Annotated in this window: 24 protein-coding genes; 19 read left to right on the plus strand and 5 right to left on the minus strand. The window is 39.7% G+C overall.

The annotated features are described in order from the left end of the window. Nucleotides 1-422: 422 nt before the first annotated feature. The 4 genes from ftsY (at nucleotide 423) to rimO (ending at nucleotide 4,885) form a co-directional block, all read left to right on the plus strand. Complete coding sequence (ftsY, locus tag IQ282_RS12200) at nucleotides 423-1,376, plus strand: signal recognition particle-docking protein FtsY (protein WP_194852153.1); 954 nt, start codon at nucleotides 423-425, stop codon at nucleotides 1,374-1,376. Nucleotides 1,377-1,457: 81 nt separating this feature from the next. Then, on the plus strand, nucleotides 1,458-3,113 hold the full coding sequence (locus tag IQ282_RS12205; protein ID WP_194852154.1) for an amidase family protein: 1,656 nt from the start codon (nucleotides 1,458-1,460) through the stop codon (nucleotides 3,111-3,113). 3 nt (nucleotides 3,114-3,116) lie between these two features. Next, complete coding sequence (locus IQ282_RS12210) at nucleotides 3,117-3,446, plus strand: hypothetical protein (RefSeq protein WP_194852155.1); 330 nt, start codon at nucleotides 3,117-3,119, stop codon at nucleotides 3,444-3,446. A 128-nt stretch (nucleotides 3,447-3,574) separates the two neighbouring features. Next, nucleotides 3,575-4,885 (plus strand): 30S ribosomal protein S12 methylthiotransferase RimO, encoded by a 1,311-nt coding sequence (rimO, locus tag IQ282_RS12215; protein WP_194852156.1) that lies wholly within the window; start codon nucleotides 3,575-3,577, stop codon nucleotides 4,883-4,885. Here rimO and IQ282_RS12220 read toward each other — a convergent pair. The 5 genes from IQ282_RS12220 to IQ282_RS12240 all read right to left on the minus strand — a co-directional run bounded on the left by IQ282_RS12220 (nucleotide 4,882) and on the right by IQ282_RS12240 (nucleotide 10,478). After that, nucleotides 4,882-5,055 carry a hypothetical protein gene (locus IQ282_RS12220; protein WP_194852157.1) on the minus strand — a complete coding sequence of 58 codons (174 nt, stop codon included), beginning with the start codon at nucleotides 5,053-5,055 and terminating at the stop codon, nucleotides 4,882-4,884. The two genes, rimO and IQ282_RS12220, sit on opposite strands and share 4 nt — an antisense overlap. Nucleotides 5,056-5,999: 944 nt before the next feature. Beyond that, on the minus strand, nucleotides 6,000-6,689 hold the full coding sequence (locus IQ282_RS12225) for an ABC transporter ATP-binding protein (RefSeq protein WP_194852158.1): 690 nt from the start codon (nucleotides 6,687-6,689) through the stop codon (nucleotides 6,000-6,002). Nucleotides 6,690-6,737: 48 nt separating this feature from the next. After that, complete coding sequence (locus IQ282_RS12230) at nucleotides 6,738-7,517, minus strand: O-methyltransferase (protein ID WP_194852159.1); 780 nt, start codon at nucleotides 7,515-7,517, stop codon at nucleotides 6,738-6,740. Nucleotides 7,518-7,781: 264 nt separating this feature from the next. Next, complete coding sequence (locus IQ282_RS12235; RefSeq protein WP_194852160.1) at nucleotides 7,782-8,141, minus strand: GIY-YIG nuclease family protein; 360 nt, start codon at nucleotides 8,139-8,141, stop codon at nucleotides 7,782-7,784. A gap of 447 nt (nucleotides 8,142-8,588) precedes the next feature. Next, a complete protein-coding gene (locus IQ282_RS12240) occupies nucleotides 8,589-10,478 on the minus strand; it encodes an ABC-F family ATP-binding cassette domain-containing protein (protein WP_194852161.1) in 1,890 nt (629 codons plus the stop codon). A 239-nt stretch (nucleotides 10,479-10,717) separates the two neighbouring features. On the opposite strand from IQ282_RS12240, the gene IQ282_RS12245 reads away from it, so the two are divergent. The 15 genes from IQ282_RS12245 to IQ282_RS12315 all read left to right on the plus strand — a co-directional run bounded on the left by IQ282_RS12245 (nucleotide 10,718) and on the right by IQ282_RS12315 (nucleotide 24,349). Next, nucleotides 10,718-11,050: a type II toxin-antitoxin system RelE/ParE family toxin gene (locus tag IQ282_RS12245; protein WP_194852162.1), complete on the plus strand. Its 333-nt coding sequence runs from the start codon at nucleotides 10,718-10,720 to the stop codon at nucleotides 11,048-11,050. A 9-nt stretch (nucleotides 11,051-11,059) separates the two neighbouring features. Continuing rightward, on the plus strand, nucleotides 11,060-11,392 hold the full coding sequence (locus IQ282_RS12250; protein ID WP_194852163.1) for a helix-turn-helix domain-containing protein: 333 nt from the start codon (nucleotides 11,060-11,062) through the stop codon (nucleotides 11,390-11,392). A gap of 723 nt (nucleotides 11,393-12,115) precedes the next feature. Further along, nucleotides 12,116-12,268 carry a hypothetical protein gene (locus tag IQ282_RS12255; RefSeq protein WP_194852164.1) on the plus strand — a complete coding sequence of 51 codons (153 nt, stop codon included), beginning with the start codon at nucleotides 12,116-12,118 and terminating at the stop codon, nucleotides 12,266-12,268. A gap of 662 nt (nucleotides 12,269-12,930) precedes the next feature. Further along, nucleotides 12,931-13,716 carry a polysaccharide biosynthesis/export family protein gene (locus IQ282_RS12260; RefSeq protein WP_194852165.1) on the plus strand — a complete coding sequence of 262 codons (786 nt, stop codon included), beginning with the start codon at nucleotides 12,931-12,933 and terminating at the stop codon, nucleotides 13,714-13,716. Beyond that, a complete protein-coding gene (locus IQ282_RS12265) occupies nucleotides 13,717-16,161 on the plus strand; it encodes a polysaccharide biosynthesis tyrosine autokinase (RefSeq protein WP_194852166.1) in 2,445 nt (814 codons plus the stop codon). It abuts the gene before it with no gap. A gap of 55 nt (nucleotides 16,162-16,216) precedes the next feature. Next, entirely contained in the window at nucleotides 16,217-17,071 is an 855-nt protein-coding gene (locus tag IQ282_RS12270; RefSeq protein ID WP_194852167.1) for an ABC transporter permease, read from the plus strand. Beyond that, nucleotides 17,071-17,898 (plus strand): polysaccharide pyruvyl transferase family protein, encoded by an 828-nt coding sequence (locus IQ282_RS12275; RefSeq protein WP_194852168.1) that lies wholly within the window; start codon nucleotides 17,071-17,073, stop codon nucleotides 17,896-17,898. The genes IQ282_RS12270 and IQ282_RS12275 overlap by 1 nt, the downstream gene beginning before the upstream one ends. Further along, nucleotides 17,895-19,193: an ABC transporter ATP-binding protein gene (locus IQ282_RS12280; protein ID WP_194852169.1), complete on the plus strand. Its 1,299-nt coding sequence runs from the start codon at nucleotides 17,895-17,897 to the stop codon at nucleotides 19,191-19,193. The genes IQ282_RS12275 and IQ282_RS12280 overlap by 4 nt, the downstream gene beginning before the upstream one ends. Further along, the gene (locus IQ282_RS12285) at nucleotides 19,190-19,816 is read left to right on the plus strand and encodes a CatB-related O-acetyltransferase (RefSeq protein WP_194852170.1); all 627 of its coding nucleotides are present in this window, start codon (nucleotides 19,190-19,192) and stop codon (nucleotides 19,814-19,816) included. The genes IQ282_RS12280 and IQ282_RS12285 overlap by 4 nt, the downstream gene beginning before the upstream one ends. Continuing rightward, on the plus strand, nucleotides 19,785-20,597 hold the full coding sequence (locus tag IQ282_RS12290) for a class I SAM-dependent methyltransferase (RefSeq protein WP_228547323.1): 813 nt from the start codon (nucleotides 19,785-19,787) through the stop codon (nucleotides 20,595-20,597). The genes IQ282_RS12285 and IQ282_RS12290 overlap by 32 nt, the downstream gene beginning before the upstream one ends. Before the next feature lie 16 nt (nucleotides 20,598-20,613). Beyond that, the gene (locus IQ282_RS12295; protein WP_317174213.1) at nucleotides 20,614-21,450 is read left to right on the plus strand and encodes a glycosyltransferase family 2 protein; all 837 of its coding nucleotides are present in this window, start codon (nucleotides 20,614-20,616) and stop codon (nucleotides 21,448-21,450) included. A gap of 43 nt (nucleotides 21,451-21,493) precedes the next feature. After that, nucleotides 21,494-22,423, plus strand: a complete 930-nt coding sequence (locus tag IQ282_RS12300) for an NAD-dependent epimerase/dehydratase family protein (RefSeq protein WP_194852171.1) — start codon at nucleotides 21,494-21,496, stop codon at nucleotides 22,421-22,423. Continuing rightward, on the plus strand, nucleotides 22,416-22,997 hold the full coding sequence (locus IQ282_RS12305; protein ID WP_194852172.1) for a glycosyltransferase family 2 protein: 582 nt from the start codon (nucleotides 22,416-22,418) through the stop codon (nucleotides 22,995-22,997). Before IQ282_RS12300 ends, IQ282_RS12305 begins: the two co-directional genes overlap by 8 nt. An 87-nt stretch (nucleotides 22,998-23,084) precedes the next feature. Beyond that, the gene (locus IQ282_RS12310) at nucleotides 23,085-23,444 is read left to right on the plus strand and encodes a hypothetical protein (protein WP_194852173.1); all 360 of its coding nucleotides are present in this window, start codon (nucleotides 23,085-23,087) and stop codon (nucleotides 23,442-23,444) included. Next, a complete protein-coding gene (locus tag IQ282_RS12315) occupies nucleotides 23,441-24,349 on the plus strand; it encodes a hypothetical protein (protein WP_194852174.1) in 909 nt (302 codons plus the stop codon). Before IQ282_RS12310 ends, IQ282_RS12315 begins: the two co-directional genes overlap by 4 nt. The last annotated feature ends 9 nt before the right edge of the window (nucleotides 24,350-24,358 follow it).

Below are 24,358 nucleotides of genomic sequence, written 5' to 3' on the forward strand. Positions count from 1 at the left end.
TTAAACTCAAGCCTTAAACTTAAATCTAAATCAGTTTTGTCGCCATTGACGTTTTAAGTTTTAGCACCTATTTTAATGATAGATAGGATCTTATCATAATAAAGACTTAAGAAGCAGTATTCCAATTGTGAATCACACTTGACTTCAGAGCATAATTAAAGCTCCAATTCTATTTTCCTATTAATTATGGAAAAAGGATTGGAGCTTTTCTACGATTGGTAAGTACTGATGAATTAAGCTCGTTTTCTCAAAATTTGTAACCAACGCAATTCGAGGTGTATTTTCTCTAATTATCAGATCTAATCCTCTTTTTTTATTTTTGATTTTTTTCAGGTTTAGTTCGACTTTCAACCTGCCTAACATCATCAGAATAACCTTCTATAAGTTAGGATGTAGTAACTTTGCAAAACCAACTATCAATTATGAGTTTTTTCAAGAAAATATTTAATAAAGAAAAGAAGGAAAGCCTGGATAAAGGGCTGGAAAAAACTAAATCCAGCTTTATGGACAAGCTGGGAAAAGCCGTTGCTGGAAAGTCAAAAGTAGATGATGATCTTTTGGACGACCTGGAAGATGTTTTGGTTTCCAGTGATATAGGAGTGGCAACCACCATTAAAATTATCAAACGGATTGAAGAACGTGTCGCCCGTGATAAATATCTGGGAACTGAAGAACTAAACAAGATCATGCGGGAAGAGATTGCCGGATTGATGAGTGAAGTGAATAGCGGTGATGCTACAGAATTTGTGATACCTAAGCAGGATGGGCCATATGTGATTATGGTGGTAGGTGTGAACGGCGTGGGTAAAACCACGACCATTGGAAAGCTGGCGCATCAGTTCAAGAAAGCAGGTTTAAAAGTTGTAGTAGGAGCAGGAGATACCTTTAGAGCTGCCGCCGTAGAGCAATTACAAATATGGGCAGATCGTGTGGTCGTGGAAATCGTTAAACAAAAAATGGGTAGTGATCCCGCCAGTGTTGCCTTTGACACCTTACAAAGTGCCGTTGCAAATAAAGCAGATGTTGTTTTACTCGACACCGCTGGAAGGTTGCACAATAAAGTCAACTTAATGAATGAGTTGACTAAAATCAAACGGGTCATGGAAAAAGTGATCCCCAATGCACCTCATGATGTCATGTTAGTTCTCGATGGCTCTACTGGTCAAAATGCTTTCGAACAAGCTAAACAATTCACTGCTGCTACAGAAGTAACCTCTCTTGCGATTACAAAATTAGATGGTACCGCAAAAGGTGGTGTTGTCATAGGAATTTCAGACCAATTTCAAATTCCTGTTCGTTATATAGGTGTAGGAGAGAAAATGGAAGATCTACAAGTGTTCAATAAAATAGAGTTTGTGGACAGCTTCTTTAATTAATTCACGATTATAAATAAATAAAAAGCTCTCGCCAGAACATAGTTCGCCCGAGAGCTTTACTTTTAAATAAACATTTTTCCAATGAAGCACTTGCTATTTATTTTCGCTTTAAGCGTGATGATTTCGTCTTGTAAAACAGGTAATGACTCTAAAGTTAATAGAATTCCAACTGCTCAAGTTCAGACAGATTCTATAGAGGAACTTGATCTCAAAGTTCTGGATTCTAAATATATCAATCGCGATAGTGTTTTTGCAGGTTTAGAGGCAGACGTATTGAATTTTAGTACAAGCTCTTCTAACGGCACCCGTAAAATAGAGCTGTTAAACAAGCTGGTTCAAAAGAAAAGCATACCTGAAATCCAACAAAGTATTTACGATGGGAAGTTTAGTTACGAAGATTTGTCGCTGTATTACTTGTACAGAATCTATACTTATGATCGCAATAATGAGAAATCCTTAAATGCTGTGATCGCATTAAACCCGAAAGTTCTAGAGCAAGCTCGTCAAGCAGATGTGAGACTCGCTCAAATGAAAGATTACGGCGAGACTTTAGACCCATACAACATTACTGGAATGCCCATTTTATTAAAGGACAACATTAATACTGCGGATATGCCTACTACAGCAGGAGCGGCGGTCATGATGGATAATCAAACATCAGATGCAGTAATAGTAACAAATTTAAAAAATGCCGGTGCTCTAATTCTAGGTAAGGCAAACCTGAGTGAGTGGGCCTACTTTTTTTGTGGAGATTGCCCTAGCGGGTGGAGTGCCGTGGGTGGTCAGACTTTGAGTCCCTATGGTCGAAAGGTTTTTGATACCGGCGGATCGAGTAGTGGTAGTGGTGTTTCTGTAGCTGCTAATTTTGCCGTGGCAGCAGTCGGTTCAGAAACTAGTGGTTCTATTCTTTCTCCAGCCTCTCAGAATTCGATTGTAGGATTGAAGCCTACTGTGGGAACACTTTCTGGAAACGGAATTGTACCCATTTCCAGCTACCTCGACACCGCTGGACCTATGGCCAAAAATGTTGTGGATGCTGCGATCCTTTTAAATGCCATGCGAGGTGCAGAACAAGATGTGATCGAAGCAGAGTTGATCCCAAAACTCAACAGCTACAGCTTAGCGGGAAAACGATTTGGTGTTTTCAAGGATTTCATGGAAAAGCCGTTATATGCGGCGGCTATTCAAGATATTAGAAATCAGCGGGCAATAATCGTTGAACTAGATCAAAAAAATATCCAACTCAGCGGCTTTTTAAAACTCTTAAATGCCGATATGAAACAGGATTTACCCAAGTATTTTAAGACTGCGGCAAATTCCAAATACAAAAATTGGGACGTTTTTAAAGTGATGCAGGAAAATAGAAAGGATTCTATAAACGCAATGCCTTACGGGCAAAAGCTTTTTCAGGGAATTCTAGTTGAACCAGAAATGACAGATGCTGAATTTGACGCTTTCAAAAAAGACATGACTCAAAAAGCTCAAGATCACTTGAACAGTTACTTTGAAAAAAACAATCTGGACGGTTTATTGTCTATCAATAATTATACAGCAGGTGTTGCTGCAGCTGGGTTTTTCCCTGCTATGACAGTACCTATGGGTTACGATAAAGATGGAAAACCATTTGGTTTGACTTTTATAGCTCCTACAGGAAAGGACCGTGAACTTTTTGGATGGGCAGCCGCTTATGAGCGCGTAAGTAAAAGGCGCAAAATGCCGACAGACTATCAAAAGTAGTTCATGATAGAAAACAATAAACCACCATTATTTACCGCTAAAAGCCTCCGCATATTTACGAGAATCGTTGCCATTTATGCAGGATTTTACATAATCACGGTCATTGCAAAAACGATTAGCGATCCTTTAAGTGAAAACCCGCTCGCGCCATCTAACGGGTATGCGCCACTTTATTTTTTAGCTGGCGTCCATTTATTGATGTTGGGAGCTAATCTTGCTATTGTATTGACTAAAAATTTTAATTGGTTTGTGCCATCTATCAGTGCCGCAATCATGATCCTTTCTAGAGTTTATTACGAGGATATTGCATTGTGGGTGTGGAGTTGGACATAGAATGGTTAATGGTTTTCCGCTTTCGCGAAAGCGAACTTTATCAACAAACCCTAACACCATTGGAAGGGTAGGATATTAACAACCTACCGCACTACAACCTACTTACTTGTCGTAAATTTGCAGCCGCTATGAGAACAAAATCAAGAAAGAAGAATCGCATTAACGTTATCACGCTGGGATGTTCCAAGAATGTCTATGACAGCGAGGTGCTTATGGGTCAATTGAAGGCCAGTGGCAAGGACGTGGTGCATGAAGAAGAAGGTAATATCGTGGTCATCAATACCTGCGGTTTTATTGATAATGCCAAAGAGGAGTCTGTCAATACCATCCTTGATTTTGTAGATCGCAAGAGCCGTGGTGAGGTAGATCAGGTCTTTGTTTCCGGTTGTTTGTCTGAACGCTACAAGCCAGACTTGATGAAGGAAATCCCAGATGTGGATCAATATTTTGGTACTACAGAACTTCCTTCTTTGCTCAAAGCTCTAGGGGCTGATTATAAACATGAGCTCATAGGCGAGCGCGTTACAACGACGCCTAAGAATTATGCCTATTTTAAGATTGCCGAAGGTTGTGATCGTCCCTGTTCCTTCTGCGCGATTCCATTGATGCGCGGTGGGCATAAGAGTACACCCATTGAAAATTTGATCATTGAAGCAGAAAAACTGGCCGCCAAAGGTGTTAAAGAACTTATACTTATTGCGCAGGACTTGACCTATTACGGTCTAGACCTCTATAAAAAACGCCGCCTTGCAGATCTATTGCGCGAATTGGCCAAAGTCGACGGCATTGAATGGATCCGTATGCACTATGCGTTTCCTACTGGTTTCCCGGTAGATGTTCTCGATGTGATGAATGAGGAACCTAAGGTTTGTAATTATCTAGATATCCCTTTACAACACATTTCCACGCCTGTTTTAAAGTCCATGCGACGCGGTACTACGTTTGAAAAGACAAATGCTTTGTTGGACCGCTTCCGCGAAAGTGTGCCTAACATGGCTATCCGTACAACCTTAATAGTGGGTTATCCCGGAGAAACTGAGGAAGATTTTGAAATCCTTAAACAATGGGTAACAGACCAGCGTTTTGAGCGCATGGGGTGTTTTACCTATTCGCATGAAGAAAATACGCATGCTTACAAATTAGAAGATGACGTACCCGCAGAAGTCAAGCAGGAACGCGCTAACGAAATTATGGAGATCCAATCTCAGATTTCATGGGAACTGAATCAGCAGAAAATCGGTCAACAATTTAGAGTGATGATTGACCGCAAACGCGGGAATCATTTTGTAGGAAGAACCGAATTTGATAGTCCAGATGTGGATAACGAAGTCTTAATTGATGCCAGCGCACATTATTGTAGTGTGGGCGAATTTGTAATGGTAGAAATTACCGAAGCGGAAGATTTTGACTTGTATGCTGTTCCTGTAGCGCAGGATTAAAATTTTGAATCCTTATCGCGACGAGCTCGTTTTTGACGAACACTGTTTTTAAAATTGCGCCGCTTGCGATCCTTCACAGAACGCTGCCGGGATTTATTCCATCCTAAAAATATAAAGAAGGCAAGAATTACGGCAGCTACGTAGATATAATCTTGATATTCAGCAAACATAGAATTGATACTTGATTGGAAAATTTAAAGGTAGGAAAAAATCCGATTGCCAATTCTTGATTTGCGCATGCAAATCATATGATCGATTTTCTGTTTTAGATTAAAATTTATATCATTACCGGACACTCTTCATTTATCCGGTACTTAATTCATTTCAGTATTCAGATCTCTTGATACGCAGGTCAAATCTAGTCTGGATTTGTGATTTAGATTTCCTTGATTTTTGTTAATCAGAACATTACATATAGTTCCAGGAGATGCTGAAATAAGTCCAGAAGGACAAAGACCTTGTAAAATGTAATTTTTACACTACACTTATTTTACCTTTCTTGCATCCTACGAGCTTTTGCGAGATGAATGTACGTCCAAAGGACAATGGCGCTTGTCATTCTGGGTTGCTCATAAGCAAGTTCAAAATCATTCAATATAATCCCTCGCAATTTGTCACCCTGAACTTGGTTCAGGGTCTCTTAAATCGGAAGTCAAATGCTGTCAGCAGTTGTGATTGAGAATCTGTCGGTAATTGCTGGCCTGAATATTCTAGCCAGTTCCAGGAGATGCTGAAACGAGTTCAGCATGACAAAAGCATCGGGAATGTTTAACGAGTTTAGGTTGACAGCCTTTCAAATACTTGTCACCTTGAGATTACCCAGCAGTATAAGTTCTCTACGTTTGTCACCTTGAATTAAGTTCAGGGTCCGAAGAGTAGGTCAAATCAAGTCAGGAGGTGTATTTCAGAATTAATTGATTGTTGTTAGTCTTAATATTCCAGCCAGTTCCAGAAGGTGCTGAAACGAGTTCAGCATGACAAAAGCGTCCCGAATGTTAAAACGAGTTCAGCATGACAGTCTAAACCGAGTCGTCTTAATTGGCAATTGGGAATCAAGATTTGCGTCAGCAAATCAATAATTGGCAATATCTAAAAACTGGCATTGTAGAATAAATCAACGATTTCTCACATCAGTTTCTACCACACCATCACGCAGACGTATGACTCTATGCGCATGTTCTGCAATTTCCTCTTCGTGAGTAACTAGGATTACTGTATTTCCATCGGCATGAATCTTGTCGAAAAGTGCCATGATTTCCACACCTGTTTTAGAATCAAGGTTTCCCGTGGGCTCATCGGCTAGGATAATGGAGGGGTTGTTGACCAGTGCACGACCTACGGCAACGCGTTGACGTTGACCTCCAGAAAGCTGGTTAGGCTGGTGGTCCATACGATCAGCTAGACCTACACTGGTAAGTACGCTGGTGGCTCTAGCATTGCGATCTTTTTTAGACATCCCTGCATAAATCATGGGAAGCGCCACGTTATCAAGAGCTGTAGTTCTAGGTAATAAATTAAAGGTTTGAAAAACAAAACCAATTTCCTTGTTGCGGATTTCCGCGAGTTGGTCATCACTCAGGCTGGAGACATCAGTGCCGTTAAGATGGTATGTTCCAGACGTTGCCGTATCTAGACAACCTAATAGATTCATCAATGTAGATTTTCCAGAACCAGAAGGTCCCATAAAAGCGATGTAATCACCACGTTTAATATCCAGATCGATCCCCTTAAGAACTTTCACTTCTTCTTGACCTAGTTTGAAATTACGTACGATGTTGCGTATTTCGATGACATTTTCACTCATAATTGATCCGCTGCTTATTATTCATAGGACGCAAGATGCACCCAGTCGTTACAGATTGATATAAAAACATTGCTGGCCTTGCTCTTTTCTAAAAAATAACAAGCCCCATTGATAGGTATTGAGGCTAGCCGTGACTTTGGGATGTTTAGTTAACTGTTGCCAGGCGTGGGTCATATCTTTTGACCAGTAAATATCGTCAATGATAATGACCGTGTCATTATTACAATAGGGCAGCAGTTGCTCAAAATAGCCAATAGTTGCCGCACCGTTGTGATGGCCATCAATAAATACAAGCCCATAGGTTCCCGATGGTTTTACCTTTAATTTGTCCATAAAGAAATCCCTGAAAGTTCCCTGAATCAGTTGGACATTCCCCACACCATTTTCTCGCAATCGTTCCTGCGCATAAGTGGCAACCTCAGGACTACCCTCAACGCTGGTCACGTGATGCGACCCCAGGGCCAGTCCGATGGTGCCCATTCCCAGAGAAGTTCCCAATTCTAAGGCACGTTCCACTTTAAAGTAATATGCGATCCTATAAAGTAACTCTGCTTGTCTGGCAGAGCTGGAATTATGTTTGAGAATTTGCGTAGTCTCCCTCAACTCGTTTTGTAAACGTTTACTGCCAGCACCGTGATCTTCAATCTGTAGTTGTTGATTGTGGTCAAGCACGCTTTCGCGAAAGCAAACTAACCTTCCATATGCAGCATAAACAGCATTATCATGCAGGCAATCCCGATTGAATTCAAAGATAAATGGAGAGTGAATCCCATGTAAATGAATGGATTTAAGCCGGTAGTGGATGTAATGTTTGAGTTGGTGTAGCACGGTACAAAAATACGCATTGCCATTTGTTGATTTTTGTCACCCTAAATTTATTTCAGGGTCTCTTGAAGCAGCGGTCAAATCTGGTCAATTGTTAGTATTAGGAATCTGCTAGGTTTTACCCACTGCATGATTCAGAAAAGCTCCAAGAGATTCTAATTACTGACATAAATTTAGCATAGGTAAATTCAACATGACAAATTCCTATTGGATTTATTGTCATATCATCAATCGTTAGTGATTCCTTCTAGAAAACCAGCCCAATTTCTAGCGGAGATTCCGCCCTTCTGACAATTCATTCCAATCAGGATTTTCCTTTTCAATTAGATTAATTTTCCATTGGCGATGCCAATTTTTCAACTGTTTTTCACCAGCGATCGCATCGTTAACATATTGGAAATCCTCAATGTGAATCAACTTATGAGCTTGATATTTCTTAGTAAATTTTGAACCTTCATCTAGTCGATGACGTCTCAATCGATCGTCGATTCCACTAGTCATTCCTATATAAAGCACTCCACTTTTTTCATTAGTTAAAATATAGGTACTGTAATTGTGGTAATATCTCTTGGATATGCTTGAATGTAAGGATTTTAAATTTGATGTCCATTGTCGGTTCAGATGCATGATAAATAAAAATTCTTGGGACAAACACCTCGCAACCTGTCACCCTGAATTTATTTCAGGGTCTCTTGATACGGAGGTCTAATTTGATCGGCAGTTCCGATTGCGAAATCGTTGATTGTTGGTAGCCTGATTATTCCATCCAGTTCCAGGAGATGCTGAAATACATTCAGCATGACAAATATTTGTTCTCAACCTGTCACCCTGAATTCAGTTCAGGGTCTCTCGAAGCGGAGGTTAAATCTGGTCGCGAGTAAGAATTCAGGACCTGTTGATTCCTGATAATATTTACATTCCAGCCAGTTCCAGGAGATGCTGAATACTGAACTAAATTCAGCACAGGCGAATTCAGCATGACAGACAAATCAATGAATACGGAACCAATTTTAGCACAGGCAAGTTTAGTACGACCATAAATCGTGGATACTGAAAACTGTTACTGAAAACTCCCTAAACTCCCAATCGCTCTGTTAGTTCCAGCCATTCCATTTCTTTCACTTCTAAATCTTCCTTGATCGTGGCCAGTTTGATGCTGTTCTGGGTCATGACATCTGGATCTATGGAATCATCTAAAAAACTATCCTGCAATTTCTTGCGTTCGGTTTCCAGTTGTTTGATTTTGTTTTCCAGTCTGGAAAGTTCCTTTTGGTCTTCTCTGGAAGTTCCAGGAGGAGCCATTTTCTTTTCCGTTTTTACCACCGCTTTTGCTGCTGGCTTTTCTTCGATGGCTTTAGGCGTTTCTTTAGACAAGGCAATGTCGGTACTTCCCACGTAGGCGCGGAAATCGCTGTAGTTACCAGGAAAGTCTGTAATTTCTCCAGATTGATTGAAGACAAGTAGGTGATCCACAATTTTATCCATGAAATACCTGTCGTGGCTTACCACGATGATACATCCCGGGAAATCCATTAGGAAGTTCTCAAGAACATTTAAGGTTGGAATGTCCAGGTCATTGGTAGGCTCATCAAGAATCAGGAAATTCGGATTTTGAATCAGGATGGTACATAAATACAGTCGCTTGCGTTCGCCACCACTTAGTTTCTCAACGAAATCGTGTTTCTTTTTGTTGTCAAAAAGAAAACGTTCCAGCAACTGGCTTGCGCTGATGATTTTCCCTTTGTTTAGCGGTATGTATTCGCCATATTCTTTAACGACATCAATTACCTTTTGACCAGGTTTGATGTTCATCCCGTCTTGCGTATAGTAACCGATTTTCACCGTCTCTCCAATACTCACTTTTCCAGAATCCGGAGCGAGGTTACCATTGATAATATTCAGGAAGGTGGATTTTCCAGTTCCATTTTTACCGATGATTCCTACACGTTCACCGTGTTGGAAATTATAATTGAAATTTTCAATCAGCTTCTTATCACCGAAGGCTTTGGAAATTTTATGCAGCTCCACGATTTTAGTACCTAATCGCTGCATACTTATTTCAAGCTCTACTTGATGTTCCTGACGTCTGTTAAACGCAGCTTCCTTAATCGTGTAGAAATCATCAATTCGAGATTTAGATTTAGTAGTTCGCGCTTTTGGCTGGCGACGCATCCATTGTAATTCCTTTTTATAGAGTTGTTGGGCTTTTTCCTGAGTAGTTTGCTCAATCTCTAAACGTTCTTCTTTTTTCTCCACATAATAGGAGTAGTTTCCTTTATAGGTATAGAGATTCCCGTTATCCAGCTCGATAATCTCATTACAAACGCGGTCTAGGAAATATCTATCGTGCGTTACCATAAGTATGGTGTAATTTTCTTGCTTGAAATATTCCTCCAGCCATTCGATCATTTCTAGATCCAGGTGGTTGGTAGGCTCATCCATTATTAATAGCTGCGGATCAGAAAGCAGGGCAACCGCCATGGCAATCCTCTTTTTTTGTCCACCACTTAGTTTCCCTACCTTTTGGGTAAGATCATCCAGTTTTAGTTTGGATAAAATCTGCTTGTATTTGGTTTCAAAATCCCAAGCTTGTGCCACCTCCATTTGGTCAAACGCTTTTTGGTAGGCATCTCCATCGTCCATGTTTAGCATCGCCTTTTCATAACGGGCAATAATGCCAATAGTAGGAATATCAGAAGCTAAAATCACCTCTTCAATCGTTTGGTTTGGGTCTAGGTCAGGATCTTGGGAAAGGAAAGCCATGCGCAAATCATTACGACGGTTGACACTACCCGAATCTGGTTTTTCTTTACCTGCAATAATATTGAGCAGCGAGGTTTTTCCGTAGCCATTTTTGGCCACAAAACCTATTTTTTGCCCTTGGTTGATTCCCAGCGACACATTTTCAAAAAGCGCTTTGTCGGCAAAGGCTCTCGATACATTTTCAACACTCAAATAATTCATGGAAATTCAATCTGGAATAGTTTGCAAAAGTACGTCATTTCGATCCTTTATAGGTTATGAATTTGATGACTCGCGTTCCCTCGCGAGAACTCTCGTAACGACCAACGGATTGACAGTTGACGGATGGCGATTTTTTAATAATTAGGAATAGCCGCTAATACAACTAAATACTCATAAGTTTCCATATAACTCAACTTTTAGATTATATTTGTCTTTTAGGGATCAGATAATCAAACGCAATGAAACCGAAATTTGAAGTTGTTTTCCTTGAGCAGGCAATTGACTTTATGTCCAAACTGGACGCCAAGGCGAAAAAGAAAATTTATTACAATTTGGATAAAGCGAAATTACAAAATGACCCAAAACTGTTTAAGAAACTGACGGATGATATTTGGGAATTCCGAACGCTTTACCAAGGATTTCAATATCGACTTTTTGCGTTTTGGGATAAAACAGACAAATCTGAAACGCTTGTGTTATCGACACACGGAATTATAAAGAAGGTTAGTAAGGTAACAAAAGCAGAAATTGAGAAAGCGATGAAAATCAGAGCAGAATATTTTGAACAATAAATAAAAGTCATGGAAACAAAAAACGAAAAAATGAAAATGATGACCCTTGACCAAATGAAGGACCAAGATATTGGAAAGATAGGAACAGTTGAACGTGACAAATATGAATTTGACCTACGAATGGAAGTTCTCGGCGATATGATAAAGTCTGTACGAAAACAAAGAAAACTAACCCAAGAACAACTCGGCGAACTGATAGGCGTTCAAAAATCGCAAATCTCAAAACTTGAAAGAAATACAAAAAATGTAACTATTGAAACGATTTTGAAAGTGTTCAGAGCATTAAAAGCGGATGTTAAATTTACCGTGGAAATGAACGAATTTGAATTTAAGATGGCGTAAAAGTACCACTGGAAAGTCCGTTTATAAGAACATCCATCTCTTATCTACCCTCGGAGCGAAGAGGATACATTCTACTCCATTTCAGTTTTAAAGTGCGATTTTCACTTCTGCTTTCTTCCCTTTGGGAAGATGCCCAACGGGCAGATGGGTTGGAACATGCTAAAGATTTTCAACCAGAAACCCACCTAACCCATCACATCTTGTTTCCTCTGCCGGAGGAAATGCCGAAGGCAAAGGAGGCCTGCGCCCTGTTTTTATTTTTCGTTTTATTTTTTATTCGGAGGAAATGTCGAAGACAAAGGAGGCCAGCACCTGAGTAATTGATTTTGATTTTCATTTTGTTTTTATTTTTATTCAGGAGGAAAGACCGAAGAAAAAGAGAATTTGATCCAGGTTGAATTTCAATACAAAAGAAGATCCTGAACAAACCACATCTCGACTTTCGCTCGATATGATTATGGGATTTGTAATATTTGAGAATGTCTCAAGACCCAGCAATCCCATCACATCTTGTTTCCTCTGCCGGAGGAAATGTCGAAGACAAAGGAGGCCAGCGCATGAGTAATTGTTTTTGATTTTCATTTTGTTTTTATTCTTATTCAGGAGGAAATACCGAAGAAAAAGAGAGTTTGATCCAGGTCGAATTTCCTAACAAAGAAAACCCTGAACAAACCACATTTCGACTTTCGCTCGATATGATTATGAGATTTGTAATATTTGAGAATGTCTCAAGACCCAGCAACCCCATCACATCTTGTTTCCTCTGCCGGAGGAAATGCCGAAGGCAAAGGAGGCCTGCGTCCAGTTTTTATTTTTATTTTTCGTTTTCTTTTTATTTTTACTCAGGAGGAAATGTCGAAGGCAACGACGGATTGATCCAGAGCAGATTTCGATGCCAAAGAAAACTTTGAACAAACCACATTTCGACTTTCGCTCGATATGATTATGGGATTTGTAATATTTGAGAATGCCTCAAGACCCAGCAACCCCATCACATCTTGTTTCCTCTGCCGGAGGAAATGTCGAAGACAAAGGAGGCCTGCGCAAGAGTAAATACCAATCTTTCTGCCCAATTGAATTTCACAAGAAGAACACTATAACAAGTAACTTCCACAAAAACCAACTTGCAATCGATCAATCAGTTACTGTGAGATTTCTCATTTTTTTAAAATGAAACAAGTGAATTAAGCTTTCGCGAAAGCGAACTCAATACACATAGTGAAACAACGACTTGATAACACGGACTATTCTCAATGGGTAAACTATTACAAAAAGCCTCAATATTATAGGAAAGTGAATTAAGCTTTCGCGAAAGCGAACTCCTTCTCCATAAGGCAACAAAAAATAAAATGGCAAAAGGTGCCATTCCGCATTAAATGCGGAATCTCCTGTCGCAAGTTGATAACTTAATAACACGTATTCCAACTTTTATTTCCAGCACTAATTTTCAGAGCTGTGTTCATTTTAGCGCCGTTTTAAGTTTAGGCTAGGCTATCAATTAAGATAATTTTATATTTACCGCTTATACAAACGAGAATATGCGTAAAGCAACGCTGGTTATGATTGTGGGAATGTTGCTGATGACCGCTTCCTGCATCCCGGTTTCCAAAATTACGTATCTGCAAGAATCCAAGTCTAATGTAGCGGATACGCTGATGACCGCGAGACGACTGCAGCCGCCATACCGACTGCAGGTCAATGATGTGCTCAATATAACGATGACCAACAGCCCTGATCCCAGACTGGAAGAATTGTTTTCTGGAACTACTGGAGAAGCAGAGGCTGGAGCGGGAACTGCCGGTTATGGGGTGGATTTGCGTGGTGATATTCGACTGCCAGAGATAGGAAACGTAAAAGCCATAGGGCTCACTACCGATGAACTGCAGGAAAAACTAAAGGAGATTATCCTTGAAAAATATGTAAAGGAGGAAACGGAATTGTTTCTGACCGTAAAACTTTCGGGAATTTCCTACACGATGGTGGGCGAGGTGAGTGGTTCTGGTCTGAATACTGTCCAACGGGAACAGGTCAATATTATTGAGGCAATTGCAGATAGCGGTGGCGTACCGGTTACCGGAGATCTAACAGCGGTAAAAATTATACGAAATTATCCCGATGGGGTAAAGGTTCACAAACTGGATCTGACTGATCTGGACGTGGTGTATTCTCCTTATTATTATATCCAGCCTAATGATATGATCGTGGTGGATCCACTGCCACAAAAAGTTATAGGAACTGGAACTACTGGGTTGAGCACTTTTGGTACGATTGTTACCGTGCTTAGTGCACTGGTGACCTCGATTTTATTATTTACGCGACTGTAGATGGAAGAAGAAAAGGAAGTTAGCGCATTATCAGGCATCTTTGATGTCAAGCAGTTTCTGCAAAAATTGTTGGGGCTGTGGTGGTTGTTTTTGCTGTGCATGATTATAGGACTTGCGTATGCCTATTATAAAAACCAATTCATACAAACATATTTTCAGGTAGATTCCCTGATCAGTATCAAGGACAATACAAACCCTTTGTTTACTAGTAATCAGAGTTTGACTTTTAATTGGGGTGGCACGACGGATAAGGTGACTACCGCCATCACCCAATTCAAATCGCGATCTCATGCAGAACATGTCGTGGACCGGCTGCAGTTTTATGTGAGTTATATCAAGGAAGGCGATTACTACAATAAGGACGCCTACAAACAGACTCCGTTTTTTGTGTATGCAGATACCAGCGCGGCACAACTGTACCAGCAGGATATCCGAATCAAAGTATTGGATCAAAAAAAGTTTGAGATGAGTGCCAGTTTTGGTGGGGACACCGCCAGCGGTTTTGACTATAATGCTAAAGAAAATGTAACCGTTAGCGTCCCACAGGGCGAGTGGAAACAGGAATTCAATTTTGGTGAAAAAATAGATCTGCCGTTCTTCAAAGGAACCATTGACAGGCGAGCCGAAACCATTGGAACCGGCGAATGGTTGATTCGGTTTGAAGATTATTGGGCTACCGTCATGGGTTACAAAGGAATCAGTGTAAGCCAGCAGCCGGAAGGATCTTCTATTCTCGCTATGAGCCTGCAGGGACGTAACAAACAACGGTTGATTGATTATATCAACAACAGCTGTGAGGTTTTGGTAACCGAGGAACTGCGCAAGAAAAACAAGTATGCCGTCAGTACCATCGAATACATCGACAGCAGTTTACAAAAGCAAAGCGCGCTGCTGAAAGAATCGGAATCGGAGTTAGAGGCGTTTCGTGGGAACAGCCAGTTGGTCGATGCCGCAAGTCAGAATACCGATTTCAATGACAAACTCACTGGTTTTGAGATCCAAAAGAGAGATTTACTCAATCGCATCAATTATTACGAGAGTCTGGAAACCTATTTGCAGCGAAAATCAGATTATACCGCCATCCAGGCGCCGTCTGTTGTGGGTATTTCAGAAGGAAGTATCGGGCAGTATGTAGGTCAACTGGTTCAGCTTTCGCAAGAGCGAAAAAGAAGAGAATCCACTCTAAAACCAGATGCTCCCGTATTTAGAGATCTAGACCGACAAATTGATGCAGTAAAAACAGTGATTTATGAAAATATCACCAGTTCTACCGCATTGCTCAACAGCGAGCTGGGCGGGATCAATCGGGAAATTAATAAACTGGATTCACAAATCAAGAGCTTGCCTAAGGAACAACAGGAATTTCTAAAGATTCAGCGGCAGTTTGATATTACCCAGCAAGCCTACAACGTATTTCAGGCAAAACGTGCCGAAGCCGAGCTGGTAAAAGCCGCAAACGTATCTGACGTTTATATCATTGATGCTGCCAAGGATACCGGTCAGGGCGGGAGCAGCCGCGATAGTAATATTAATTACTTAATGGCGCTGCTGGTAGGAATTGCGATTCCCGTGACAGCTGCCTTTATTCTAACGCTGCTGGACAGCTTTATCCATACGCCCAAAGAGTTGGAGAATTTATCTCCCGTGCCTTTGATAGGCGTGATAGGCCAGACCAGTCAGGTGAGCAATCTAGTGGTGTATGAGCAACCTAGATCATCAGTGGCAGAAGCTTTTAGAGGCCTGCGCTCCAGCCTTCATTTTATTTATAATCAGGAGGCCGTTCAGGATTCCAGGACCATTATGGTGACCAGTAGTGTGAGCGGCGAGGGGAAGACATTTACCAGTATCAATCTCGCTTGTATTTTTGCATTGAGTGGGAAACGCACCCTTTTGGTAGGGATGGATTTGAGGAAACCCAAGATTTTTGACGACTTCAATCTGGACAATGATCTGGGCGTTTCTAATTATCTGGTGAAGGATGCGACGCTCAACGAAATTATTAAATCTTCAGGGATCGAGAATCTCGACATCATCCTTTCTGGCCCGGTGCCTCCCAATCCCAGCGAACTCATACTGACCACCAGGGCGGGAGATATGCTGGAAGAACTGCGCAAGAATTATGATTATATCATTCTGGATACACCGCCACTGGGGCTAGTTTCTGATGCTATGGAAATCTCTAAGCATGCAGATGCGTCCCTATATGTCGTGCGTCAGGGCTATACTAAAAAAGGAATGCTGGACATTATCAACGATAAATACATCAAGGGAGAATTGGGCAACGTGAGTTTGCTGTTCAACTATTTTAACGACCGCGCCCGTTATGGTTATGGATACGGCTACGGTTATGGCGCGTACGGGAATGGCTATCATGAGAATGAAGCTCCCAAGACTGCTGCGTATCGTTTAAAGAATCAGATCAGGAAATTGTTCCGTCGCAAGTAATAACGCTTTCGCGAAAGCGGAACTAAAAAGATTCCTGTCTGCACGGGAAGTAACTATGAGTGAGGAAGAGTGGTTGTATGAGATCAAACCGAAGGCCAAGTTTATCGACCTGAATCTGGCCGAAATCTGGCGCTATCGGGATTTGATGGTTTTGTTCGTCAAGAGAGACGTGACAACGGTTTACAAACAGACCATTCTGGGGCCTTTATGGTTTATTATCCAGCCACTATTTACTAGTGTGATATTCACGCTTATTTTTAATGAGGTGGCGGGTATTGATAATGGAGAAATCCCCAATTTTTTATTCAATCTTACTGGGGTAACCCTATGGAATTATTTTAGGGATTCGCTAGATAGTACGAGCAAGACCTTCACATCAAACGCCAGCCTTTTTGGCAAGGTATATTTCCCACGAGTGATCGTGCCGTTTTCAAGGACAGTATCGGGAATGCTTACGTTTTGGATACAGTTTGTGATCTTGATTATTTTCTATGTATTCTACGCGATAAAGGGCATGGACGTGAGGCCGTCTATCTGGTTGCCCGCAATCCTGTTACTACTGGCGGGAGTCATCATGCTGGCTATGGGATTGGGAATGATATTAAGCGCCTTTACCACGAAATACCGCGATCTTACCATTCTTATTGGTTTTGGTCTCAATTTATTGATGTACATAAGTGCGGTCATGTATAGCTTGGATGAGGCTCGGGATAAGTTGAAAGAATATTACTGGGCGGTAGAGTGGAATCCCATTGCCCATATCGTGGAGAGTTATCGCAGCCTGTGGTTTGATACACAACCCGTGTATTGGGCCGGCATTATCATTGCCCTAGCAGTAGGTTCAGTTGCCTTTGTCATAGGTCTGATCATTTTTAATAAAACGGAAAAGACGTTTATAGATACGGTATAATGGCAAGTGATATTCGATTGTACTGGTGGAGTGAGATTTTTATCCAAAAAAAGTGTAGGGAGAACTACGGCGATTTGCTGGGTAAATATCTGGCGGAGAAGATTTCTGGTAAAAATGCAACTTGGGTAAGAGCCAGTAAGTTCTATATTAAAAACGTGTGGCAACCGGTTTACGTTACTATTGGCAGTATTTTGGAACACGTGGGTCGCCATTGCATCGTGTGGGGTAGTGGTATCAACCATAGGGATTCCCAAATTGCCAATGCTACCTTTATGGCGGTAAGGGGTCCGCTTTCGCGAAAGCGTTTACTCGACCTGGGCTACAATTGTCCTGAGGTTTACGGCGACCCTGCCTTATTGCTGCCACGGTTTTACCAACCAAAAGGGCAGAAGCAGTTCAAACTGGGCATTATACCACACATAAGTGATTACAAACAGGTGAGCGAGATGTACAATGGATCGCAAGGTATCAAGGTCATTGATTTTAATACCAACGATATTGAGCAAACGACGGATGAACTGTGTTCCTGTGAGCAGATTATTTCTTCCTCACTGCATGGCGTGATTGTCGCGCATGCCTATGGGATTCCAGCAGTACAGGTTCAGTTCTCGCATAGAATATATGGTGATGGTGTGAAGTACCACGATTATTTCCTATCGGTTGGATTAGCCGCCTACAATCCCTACTTTGTGGAAGAATTTTGCGACAGGGATTTTTGGGTTAATTTTATCGAAGAGCATCCCCATAAATTGCCCAACGCAACAAACGTGGAAAAACTGCAAAACGGATTAATGGATGCCTGTCCATTTAAAGCTGAAAGATCATGAGTGACGTTATTCTAAAGATAGAGAACCTTTCCAAACAGTACCGGCTGGGTAACGTGGGGACAGGCACGCTATCCCATGATCTCAATAGGGCGTGGGCAAAAGTACGCGGGAAGGAAGATCCATACTTGAAGATAGGTGCGGTAAATGATCGCGGTGCCACGGCAAGCTCTGATTACGTTTGGGCATTAAAGGATATCAACTTTGAAGTCAAGCGAGGAGAGATCCTGGGAATCATAGGTAAGAATGGTGCGGGAAAATCTACTTTATTAAAAATCCTGTCGAGAGTCACGAGTCCCACAACGGGAAGCATTAAAGTAGGTGGCCGTATGGCCAGCCTGCTAGAGGTAGGCACGGGAATGCACCCAGAGTTGACCGGCAGGGAAAATATTTATTTGAATGGCGCCATTATGGGCATGACCAAAGCAGAAATTTCATCTAAAATTGACGAAATCGTAGAGTTCTCCGGTTGCCAGATGTACATTGACACGCCGGTTAAACGTTATTCCAGCGGTATGGGCGTGCGACTGGGGTTTGCCGTGGCGGCATTTTTAGAACCCGATATTTTAGTAGTGGATGAGGTGCTCGCTGTAGGTGATGCCGAGTTTCAAAAGAAGGCGATTGGGAAGATGCAGGATATTTCAAATACTAGGGGTAGGACGGTGCTTTTAGTTAGTCACGACATGAAGACTATAGAAAAATTAGCTTCACGTTGCGTATTGCTGGAAAATGGGGTTATTAAATCGGTTGGCGAGACATCTTCTATAATTAATCTGTACTTGGATGGCTCAATTCTAGGACAAACATCGAAAGTCTACAAAGAAAATACTGGAAATGACTTTGCCTGCATAAAAGAGGTTAAGATTATAAATAGTAACAAAGTTATTGAAGGAGATTTTGAGGTCAGTGAAGATATTTTTATAAAAGTCACCTATTTAGATACAGGAAAGTTTAGTTCTAATGTAACATCGATAATCCATATAATTAACGAGCGTGGAGAAACTATATTTGCATCAAATGATTATGAGGATAAAAACTGGGACAAAATAGAAAGGAATAATACTACAATTGATAGCGTTTGCAAAATCCCAAGCTATTTTTTAAAGGAAGGAACTTACACGGTTTTAATTGCTTTAGGAAGTTATAATCCAAACTTAATCCATTTTATTGAAAAAGCCGCTTTGACGTTTAGAATAATAAATAACCCATCTGTGGAAAAGGGGTATTATAATGTCTCTATAAATTGGCCTGGAATCATTAGGCCTCGATTAACGTGGAATGTAAAACGAGCTTCATGAAAGGTTATACTAGGTTGAAGCGTATTTTTCAAAAAGTAGGTTTTATTAAAACAAGTAAGCCTATTCCAAAATTTTATACTCAAGAAATTTTTTCAAATAAACCTTTTCAAATAGGTCAAAAAACCTATGGATTTCCAAGAGTGATGTTTGCTAATAAATCTGCAAATCTTGTTATAGGAAGTTATTGCTCTATTTCTGAAGGTGTTACTATTTTTTTAGGTGGTAATCACCGACCCGATTGGATAACAACCTATCCATTTGGTAGCTTACATAAATATTATCCTGATGATAAAAATATAGAAGGGCATCCCAGTACAAAGGGTGATGTAACTATTGGTAATGATGTTTGGATCGGATATGGAGCTACAATATTATCTGGTGTATCTGTTGGTAATGGAGCTATATTAGGCGCTCATTCCGTTTTAACTAAGAATATTGGAGATTACGAAATTTGGGCTGGAAATCCTGCGAAGTTTATAAAAAAGCGATTTCACGATGATCAAATCAAAGCTCTTACCAAAATACAATGGTGGAACTGGAATGATAATAAAGTGAAAGAATCGATTCTTGACTTATGCTCAAATGGTATAGATGAATTTATTAAGAATAATTATGTTGAGTAGCATTATAAATAGATTAAAAGGAATAAAATTGGCTCTTAAAAAGTCAGACATATCTTCTACTTACTTACTAGGTTCTAAATACAAGGATAGTAGCCATTATAAAGATGGTCAAAAAGCTAATTTAATACAAAATTCGAGTATCGTTAAAAGGCACGAGATTATAAATTTTTTACTTAAAAAAAGGCAAAATCCACTCTATTTAGAAATAGGAGTAAGAAATCCGAATGACAACTTCAACCTAATTAGATGCGATCAAAAATATGGAGTTGATCCAGGTCTAGAATTTGGTTCAAACCCTGTAGAGTTTAGAATAACCAGCGATATGTTCTTTGAGAAATTATCTAACGGTGATTTATTAAATACTTCCATAAAATTTGACATTATTTTTATAGATGGGCTTCATCAAGCAGACCAAGTAATGCGGGATATTAAAAATTCATTGAACTATCTTACTGATGATGGGTTTGTTATTTTACATGATTGCAATCCACCTACAGAGTTTCATGCTTCTGAAAATTATGGGTTTGTTTTATCTCCTTCTATGGGTGCATGGAATGGCACTACTTGGAAAGCATTTGTAGAGATAAGAAAAGACAAATCAATAAATTCCTGTTGTATCGATACCGATTGGGGAATAGGTGTCATAAATAAATCAGTAAAGCTATTTCCTACATCTACGGTAAGTAACCCCTTTTTTGAATATCATATTTTTGCAGAAAAAAGAAAAGAATCTTTAGGTTTAATTTCTTATAAACAATTCAAAAATTATTTCAAACATTAAAAGCCTATCTGTCATAATTGTCAATTACAACACTCCCGATTTAGTCAAGCAAGCTATTGAATCAATATATGAATTTGTTAAAGGCATTCAATTTGAGATTATAGTAATTGATAATGCTTCAACAAAAGGAGATATTAAAAAAGTTGTACAAGATTTTAAGGTAGTTGTGCTTATTGAGAATAAGGAGAACTTAGGTTTTGGTAGAGCTAATAATTTAGGATTCAAATCTTCAATAGGGGAATATGTTTTTCTTTTAAATTCAGATGCTTATTTAATCGATAATTCTTCAATTCCTAAGATGATCCAATACTTGGAACAACATCAAAATGTTGGCATAGTTGGACCTAATTTCATAAAAGAAAACGGTTCAAAAGCTTATGCCTATGGTAATTTATTAAAAATTAGAAAAGTATTAAGTGACATCGGACTATTTACAATCTCGAATAAAAATATCGACAATTATGCTACTTATAAAGTGTCTGATAGTTTGATGCCAAAGGAGGTAGGATATTTAGCTGCTGCAGGTATAATAATTAAAAGATCTGTAATCGAAAAGCTTGGTTTATTCGACCCCAAATTTTTTCTTTATTTTGAGGACATGGAATTAGGCTGGCGTTATAAAAAATACGGTTATAAAAGTATAATTCTTCCAAAAGCAACTATCGTACATTTAGGAGGAGAATCCACAACAGAAAAAAGTGAATATTTGCAAAAGCTTATCGTAGAAAGCAAAAGTTATTATTTAAAAAAGACCTTGAATGTTTTCCAGTATCACTTCCTGAAAATTGTCGATTTATCATACATTTCAATAAAATATTTTAATCGAAAATTGAAACTTTTTTTAAAGAATTAGTTAAACGCTTATATTGCAGTCAGTAATAATTTCTATCAAAACAATGCCCACAACCCTAATTACTGGAGCCGCAGGAAATGTAGGAAGTTCTCTATGCCACTATCTTTTAAAGTATGGTCATCATGTAGTTGCTGTAGATAATTTAAGTACGGGTTCACTTGATAAAATTCCTTTTGAAAAAAATCCGTTTTTTACTTTTATCCAAGCAGATGTAAATGACTATCACGTGTTATCCCATATTATGTGTTCTCGCACTATCGATTATGTATTTCATTATGCAGCTATGGTGGGAGTACAACGCACGCTGGATCACCCCATTATGGTGCTTAACGATATTGACGGAATTAAAAATATTCTTGAACTTTCCAAAAATACGGGTGTTAAGAAAGTTGTTTTCTCCTCGAGCTCTGAGGTTTATGGTGAGCCGGTAAGCCTTCCACAAATAGAAAATGAGACACCGCTTAATTCTAAGTTGCCCTATGCCGTAGTTAAAAACGTCGGCGAGGCCTATGTTCGATCCTATTATCAGCAATATGGTTTGGAGTACAACATATTTAGATTCTTCAATACCTATGGACCGCAGCAAAGTGTAGATTTTGTGATCCCAAAACTATTGGAACAAGCATTGAATAACGAGGATATAACAATTTATGGTGATGGAGAACAATCGCGTACATTTTGTTACATTGATGACAACATTGAAGCATGTTATAAAATATTTCAAGACGATGCGTTGAGCAACGATGTTTTTAATATAGGGAGCGATGTAGTTTTTACAGTAAGAGAGCTGGTCGACGTTATAATAAAAGTAACTGCCAGTTTATCTACCGTTGTTCACTTGCCAGCTTTAAAAGAGGGGGATATGACCAGAAGGCAGCCTGATATTTCTAAAATGCGAGCCGTTCTCGATAGAGACCTGATAAATCTAGAATCTGGAATCCAGAAACTTTTAGATCATAAAAAGCATGCGTAAAGGAGACAATAAATCTCGCAAGGTGCTGGTGGAAAAAAATGTGAGCCAGCATCGCGTTCTTATTCCCGTTTACATTCCCCACGAGAAAGATTATTACAAAGATGCTTTTGAGATTTTTAAACTTTGTCTGCAAAGTATAAAAAGAGAATCTGTCTCGGTAACACCCATAACCGTTGTCGCAAATGGTTGCAGCCAAGAAATTCATGACAAGCTTTTACAGTTTATACCACAAGGTCTCATCGATGAGCTTTTTATAGAAACGAAGCAACTGGGAAAGATCAATAGCCTGCGCAAGGCAATCAAGGCAAGTGAGGAAACCTATTTAACGATAAGCGATGGTGACGTTCTTTTTTTAAATGGTTGGGATAGTGAAGTAGCTAGAGTCTTTACCGCTTTCCCTCATGCTACCGCTGTTGCGCCCGTGCCTATTCATAAAACATTCAATCAATATGTTTCTAATATTTGGTTTGATCATATGTTTTCCGGTAAACTTGCTTTCGCGAAAGCGGAAAACCCGGCCGCATTGGAAAAATTTGTGCAAAGTATAGGCTGGCCTTATCTTGAGGACCACTAAAAACTGGAACTGTTAAGCCTTAAAGCTAAAAATGGAACAATAGCCGTAGTAGGTTGCAGTCATTTTTGCACGACCTATCGCAGGGAAGTGTTTAAGTTTGCACCTGGGGAACCGACTCAATTTGCCTTAAGTGGTGATAGTGAGAAAAAGTATTTAGATCTACCGACTATACGGGCAAATGGTTACCGTCTTTCTACAGCTGGAAATTATGCCTACCATTTGGGTAATGTTCTGGAACCTTGGATGAAACAAGCGTTTGATGAAGTAAAGCAAAGAGATGAAGTTATTGTACAATGGCCTCAGAAAAGGCGACTTGACAAATCCAAGTTTGGATATTTTATTAAAAACAGATTTTTTAAAAAATTATTGAGTAATCCTTATATCTACAATATGGCCCTGCGCAAATTTGGCTTGAGGAAGGAATGGGAGAAATATTATTTTAAATGAATAGGATCCTTATATTCTCATCACTTTGTAAATCCAAGGATATCCTGGAACTTACCATACCTTCATGGATAGGAATGGAGAAAGGAAATCTTGATGTAGAAATATTGCTTTACAATGACAATAGGGATGCAGATGCTTTTGCATACGTAGATTCTTTGCCTGAAAAGCATTCTTCCATAACTGTTGTTGATGGCTGGTTTAATGAAGAGTCAACGTATAAGAATCACAATTGGACATTAGACCAAGTAGACCGCATTATCCATATCAAAAATCGGGTTTTAGAATTAGCACAAGAAAATAAATATGATGCCGTTTTTTTGATTGATGCAGATCTAGTACTTCATCCAAAAACGCTGCTTCATTTAGAAAGCTTAAAAAAAGATTTTGTCTTTGAGATATTTTGGACTGTTTTTACCGATCAACTGTTTGCGAAGCCTAACTGCTGGGATGTTCATTCATGGAGTTACCATAACGCACAGAGTATACTGAGACTCAAGGAAGCCGGCACCTATCAAATAGGCGCTGGTGGTGCGTGTACCTTATTGTCTAGCAATGCAATCAATGCAGGCGTTAACTTTGAAAAAATAAACAATTTATCATATGGCGGTGAGGATCGACATATTTGTACCCGGGCGGAGGTGCTAGGTTTCCCGATATTTGTAGATACTTTTTTTCCTGCATTTCACATTTTTGAGAAAAACCTACTCAAAAATGCCAAAGATTGGATATCATTAGAGTATTCACGAGAATATTTTGACTCTTGGCTGGATCAATCGTGGGAAGACCGTGTTATTCAAACACATCAAAAAGAAGTGCCGTCTAAGCCAAAAAATGAATTTGATAGGATAAGAAAGGCTCTGTACAAGGCTAAAAGAGCATACATTAACTATATGCGCTATAATTAGTGATAAATC

This window comes from Nonlabens antarcticus, from assembly GCF_015356755.1.
GTDB classification, from domain to species: domain Bacteria; phylum Bacteroidota; class Bacteroidia; order Flavobacteriales; family Flavobacteriaceae; genus Nonlabens; species Nonlabens antarcticus.

What these genes read in the sequence shown, in the direction of transcription:
- IQ282_RS12280 (WP_194852169.1), top strand. Translation starts at nt 17,895, where the DNA reads ATGAGTGACGTTATTCTAAAGATAGAGAACCTTTCCAAACAGTACCGG.
- IQ282_RS12220 (WP_194852157.1), bottom strand. Translation starts at nt 5,055, where the DNA reads ATGTTTGCTGAATATCAAGATTATATCTACGTAGCTGCCGTAATTCTT.
- IQ282_RS12205 (WP_194852154.1), top strand. Translation starts at nt 1,458, where the DNA reads ATGAAGCACTTGCTATTTATTTTCGCTTTAAGCGTGATGATTTCGTCT.
- rimO (WP_194852156.1), top strand. Translation starts at nt 3,575, where the DNA reads ATGAGAACAAAATCAAGAAAGAAGAATCGCATTAACGTTATCACGCTG.
- IQ282_RS12300 (WP_194852171.1), top strand. Translation starts at nt 21,494, where the DNA reads ATGCCCACAACCCTAATTACTGGAGCCGCAGGAAATGTAGGAAGTTCT.
- IQ282_RS12225 (WP_194852158.1), bottom strand. Translation starts at nt 6,689, where the DNA reads ATGAGTGAAAATGTCATCGAAATACGCAACATCGTACGTAATTTCAAA.
- IQ282_RS12245 (WP_194852162.1), top strand. Translation starts at nt 10,718, where the DNA reads ATGAAACCGAAATTTGAAGTTGTTTTCCTTGAGCAGGCAATTGACTTT.
- IQ282_RS12315 (WP_194852174.1), top strand. Translation starts at nt 23,441, where the DNA reads ATGAATAGGATCCTTATATTCTCATCACTTTGTAAATCCAAGGATATC.
- IQ282_RS12270 (WP_194852167.1), top strand. Translation starts at nt 16,217, where the DNA reads ATGAGTGAGGAAGAGTGGTTGTATGAGATCAAACCGAAGGCCAAGTTT.
- ftsY (WP_194852153.1), top strand. Translation starts at nt 423, where the DNA reads ATGAGTTTTTTCAAGAAAATATTTAATAAAGAAAAGAAGGAAAGCCTG.
- IQ282_RS12305 (WP_194852172.1), top strand. Translation starts at nt 22,416, where the DNA reads ATGCGTAAAGGAGACAATAAATCTCGCAAGGTGCTGGTGGAAAAAAAT.
- IQ282_RS12250 (WP_194852163.1), top strand. Translation starts at nt 11,060, where the DNA reads ATGGAAACAAAAAACGAAAAAATGAAAATGATGACCCTTGACCAAATG.
- IQ282_RS12260 (WP_194852165.1), top strand. Translation starts at nt 12,931, where the DNA reads ATGCGTAAAGCAACGCTGGTTATGATTGTGGGAATGTTGCTGATGACC.
- IQ282_RS12235 (WP_194852160.1), bottom strand. Translation starts at nt 8,141, where the DNA reads ATGCATCTGAACCGACAATGGACATCAAATTTAAAATCCTTACATTCA.
- IQ282_RS12255 (WP_194852164.1), top strand. Translation starts at nt 12,116, where the DNA reads ATGTCTCAAGACCCAGCAACCCCATCACATCTTGTTTCCTCTGCCGGA.
- IQ282_RS12290 (WP_228547323.1), top strand. Translation starts at nt 19,785, where the DNA reads ATGAATTTATTAAGAATAATTATGTTGAGTAGCATTATAAATAGATTA.
- IQ282_RS12210 (WP_194852155.1), top strand. Translation starts at nt 3,117, where the DNA reads ATGATAGAAAACAATAAACCACCATTATTTACCGCTAAAAGCCTCCGC.
- IQ282_RS12275 (WP_194852168.1), top strand. Translation starts at nt 17,071, where the DNA reads ATGGCAAGTGATATTCGATTGTACTGGTGGAGTGAGATTTTTATCCAA.
- IQ282_RS12240 (WP_194852161.1), bottom strand. Translation starts at nt 10,478, where the DNA reads ATGAATTATTTGAGTGTTGAAAATGTATCGAGAGCCTTTGCCGACAAA.
- IQ282_RS12285 (WP_194852170.1), top strand. Translation starts at nt 19,190, where the DNA reads ATGAAAGGTTATACTAGGTTGAAGCGTATTTTTCAAAAAGTAGGTTTT.
- IQ282_RS12265 (WP_194852166.1), top strand. Translation starts at nt 13,717, where the DNA reads ATGGAAGAAGAAAAGGAAGTTAGCGCATTATCAGGCATCTTTGATGTC.